Origin of the sequence: Streptomyces sp. MBT53, assembly GCF_016654115.1 — a bacterium.
GTDB lineage: Bacteria > Actinomycetota > Actinomycetes > Streptomycetales > Streptomycetaceae > Streptomyces.
In genome coordinates, this window is the sequence record NZ_JAEQAZ010000387.1 from 1 (window position 1) to 3,228 (window position 3,228).

General features: G+C 66.0%; 4 protein-coding genes. 2 read left to right on the forward strand and 2 right to left on the reverse strand.

The genetic code is table 11. From position 1 onward, the window contains the following. On the reverse strand, window positions 1–276 hold a 276-nt coding region (locus JHN45_RS51300), incomplete at its 3' end, for an ATP-binding protein (protein ID WP_374195698.1). Between the two features lie 157 nt (window positions 277–433). On the opposite strand from JHN45_RS51300, the gene JHN45_RS51305 reads away from it, so the two are divergent. After that, window positions 434–1,309 carry a helix-turn-helix transcriptional regulator gene (locus JHN45_RS51305; RefSeq protein WP_201056353.1) on the forward strand — a complete coding sequence of 292 codons (876 nt, stop codon included), beginning with the start codon at window positions 434–436 and terminating at the stop codon, window positions 1,307–1,309. Further along, window positions 1,306–1,515, forward strand: coding sequence for a DUF397 domain-containing protein (locus tag JHN45_RS51310; RefSeq protein ID WP_200714007.1), 210 nt, complete (start codon window positions 1,306–1,308; stop codon window positions 1,513–1,515). Before JHN45_RS51305 ends, JHN45_RS51310 begins: the two co-directional genes overlap by 4 nt. 67 nt (window positions 1,516–1,582) lie before the next feature. Here the strand turns inward: JHN45_RS51310 and JHN45_RS51315 are convergent, their stop codons facing one another. Further along, window positions 1,583–3,181 (reverse strand): class I SAM-dependent DNA methyltransferase, encoded by a 1,599-nt coding sequence (locus JHN45_RS51315; protein WP_201056354.1) that lies wholly within the window; start codon window positions 3,179–3,181, stop codon window positions 1,583–1,585. Window positions 3,182–3,228 lie beyond the last annotated feature (47 nt).

Below are 3,228 nucleotides of genomic sequence, written 5' to 3' on the forward strand. Positions count from 1 at the left end.
GCGGGTGTCGGTGACCTCGATGCGCAGGGTGTTGTCGATGACGCAGAGCATGAGTCCGAAGTCCCGGCCAGGGACGCGGCCGTGGGTGCTCGCGTTGGTGGCGAGTTCGGCGACGAGTTGGCGGGCCGGGTCCAACGGGAGTCCCCAGGCGCGGAGTTGTTCCGTCGCGAGGAGACGGGCCAGGCGGGCGCCTCTCGGGGTGGAGGACAGCCGCACGCTGAAGTTGCGCGTGGAGTAGGTGGGTTGGGTTTCGGGGGTGGAGGTTTCCTGAATCACGTCACTCAGCGTGGCCGTGCGTGCTTACCGTGAACAGTGACATGGCCGTTGCGTACGGTGACTGTCCAGGCGTTGTCCGGTCGTGTCCAAGCTGTCGGGACGGGTCGCGCGGGTAGGGGCGTCGCGGCACGGTCGTACGGATCAGGAGGGGCGCGAGATGTCGTTGGACGCGGGCGAGGCACAGCTCAAGACGGAGGCGGACGAGCCGGGTTGGGAGGTGGATCCCGACGACGAGTGGGGTTTGGCCGTCCTCGCGACGGTAGGACGACAGCTGAGGCTGCGGCGCGAGGCGGTGGGAATGCGGGTCGCCGACTTCGCGGTGGCGGTGGGGTACAGCGAGGACCTCGTCTACAAGATCGAGGCGGGGAAGCGGATTCCCCGGCCCGAGTATCTGGACAAGTCCGAGGAGAAGTTGGACGCGCACGGACTCATCTCGGCGATGAAGGAGGACACCGCCAAGGTCCGGTACCCCAAGAAGGTACGGGCGTTGGCGAAGCTGGAGGCCCAGGCGGTCGAGATCGGCGTCTACGAGTGCAACATCATCGCGGGGCTGTTGCAGACGCCGGAGCATGCACGGTCCGTGATCGAGGCTGCGCAGCCGCCGTACTCGCCGGACGATGTGGAGCGCATGGTTGCCGCCCGCCTGGCCCGGCAATCAGTCTTCGAAAGGGACCCGGCACCGTCGATCCACTTCGTCTTGGAGGAGGCGGTGCTACGCCGTCCCATCGGGGGCACAATGGCGTGGCGAGGGCAGCTCGAACACCTGCTGGAGGTGGGGAGGCTGCGCAACGTCGTGCTTCAAGTGATGCCGATGAGCTGCGAGGTCCACTCCGGTCTGGACGGGAGGATCGAGGTGCTGAAGTTTCCGGACGGTACGGCGGTGGGGCGTTCCGACGGCGCGTTCAGCGGCCGCCCGACCACGGATCCGAAACAGCTGCGCATCCTCGAACTGCGGTATGGCACCATCCGGGCGCAGGCTCTCTCCCCACGGGAGTCGTCGGCCCTCATCGAACAACTGCTGGGAGAGACATGATCCGCAAGACCGCTGCCGAGGATGCCTTCGAACTCGCGTGGTTCAAGAGCAGTTACAGCGGCGGCAACGACGGCGAGTCCTGTGTCGAGATCGCGCTAGCGCCTCGCGCCATCCACATTCGCGATTCCAAGACCATCAACGGTCCCCGCTTCGCCGTCGCCCCGGCCACGTGGACGGACTTCGTGACGTACGCGTCCGAAGGCTGAGCAGCACCCACCCCCTCGCAAAAAGTGTGACGCTTTCACGCGAAAGCGTCACACTTTTTGCGGGCGGCTACTCGACCTCGGCCTCAGGCACGTCGACCTCTGCGCCCAGGGAGCGGGCGATGGCCGTGAACTCGTTCAGCGCGGCTTGCAGATCGCGCACGATCTCCTCCGCGATCACCTCGGGCGCCAGACCGCTGTCGGCGTCGTCGAGGGCGGGGTCCTTCATCCACGTGATGTCGAGGTTGACCTTGTCGCGAGCGATCAGGTCCTCGTAACTGAACTTCCTGAAGGGCCCGTTGTCGTCCTCGGACTCGACGCGGGAGGAGCGCGGCTCCCCGGGCCGGTAGGCCGTCACGAAGTCGTCGAGGTCGGCGCGGGTCAGCGGGTGTTGCTTGAGGGTGAAGTGCTGGCCGGTCCGGAAGTCGTACACCCAGGTGTCAGTGGTGTGCGGCTTGCCGTCCGCACGCGGTGGCTTCTTGTCGAAGAAGAGGACGTTGGCCTTGACGCCTCCGGCGTAGAAGATGCCGGTGGGCAACCGCAGGATGGTGTGGAGGTCGAACTCGTCGAGAAGCTTGCGCCGCACCTTCTCGCCGGCACCGCCCTCGAAGAGCACGTTGTCGGGCAGGACGACAGCGGCCCGGCCTCCAACTGCCGTGAGCGACATGATGTGTTGCAGGAAGTTCAGCTGCTTGTTGGTGGTGGTCGCGGTGAAGTCGTCGCGGTCGTACTGGATGTCCTCCTTCTCGACCTCGCCGTCCTGACCGATGACCGTGATCGCGGACTTACGGCCGAAGGGCGGGTTGGCGAGGACGAGGGTGGCGTGCTTGCCGCTGGGCTTGTCGGCGAGGGCGTCACCGACGTGGATGAGGCTGGGCCCGTCGCTCTTGCCCATGCCGTGGAGGAGCATGTTCATCGCGGCGAGGCGGGCGGTGGCGGTGACGAGTTCGTTGCCCCAGATCTTGCGGCCCTCGTCGTAGGCCTTGCGCGCGTCCAGCGACATCTTCTTCATGTGGTGGTCGCGGATGTAGGCGTGGGCGGCGATGAGGAAGCCGCCGGTGCCGCAGGCCGGGTCCGTGATGGTGTCTTCGGGGCCGGGCCGGGTGACGTCGACCATGGCGTCGATGAGCGCGCGGGGCGTGAAGTACTGGCCTGCACCGGTCTTGGTGTCGGACGCACCCTTGTTGAGCAGCCCCTCATAGGCATCGCCCTTGAGGTCGGTGCCGGTCATGTTCCACTCTTGGCGCCCGATCAGCTCGACGACCAGCTTCTCCAGGAGAGCCGGCTTGGTGATCCGGTTCTGGGCATCGGCGAAGATCGTGCCGATGGTGGTGTCGGGGTGCTGGCCGAGGTGTTCGAGAATGTCCCGGTAGTGCTTCTCCAGCTCCGGTCCGCGCTTGCTGACGAGCGACTTCCAGTTGTAGTCGGCGGGCACGATGGCACTGAGGTCCTGCCCGTCCCACGGGTCGTTCTCGATCTCGTCGACCATCTTGAGGAAGAGCAGGTAGGAAAGCTGCTCGACGTACTCGATGGTGGACATGCCGTTGTCACGCAGGACGTTGCAATAGTTCCAGAGCTTGGCAACGAGCGTGTTCGTCTGCGCGACAGCCTTGGCGGTCTTCTCGCCGGTGTCGTTCGCGGGCTGCGTGTCGTCTACGGGGGCGGTCACAGGTCGAACTCCTGCTGTACGGCTAGGGCGGGGGCGGGGGTTGGTTC

Excerpts from the sequence above, each read along its gene's own strand:
- JHN45_RS51305 (WP_201056353.1), top strand. The coding sequence starts at position 434 with ATGTCGTTGGACGCGGGCGAGGCACAGCTCAAGACGGAGGCGGACGAG.
- JHN45_RS51310 (WP_200714007.1), top strand. The coding sequence starts at position 1,306 with ATGATCCGCAAGACCGCTGCCGAGGATGCCTTCGAACTCGCGTGGTTC.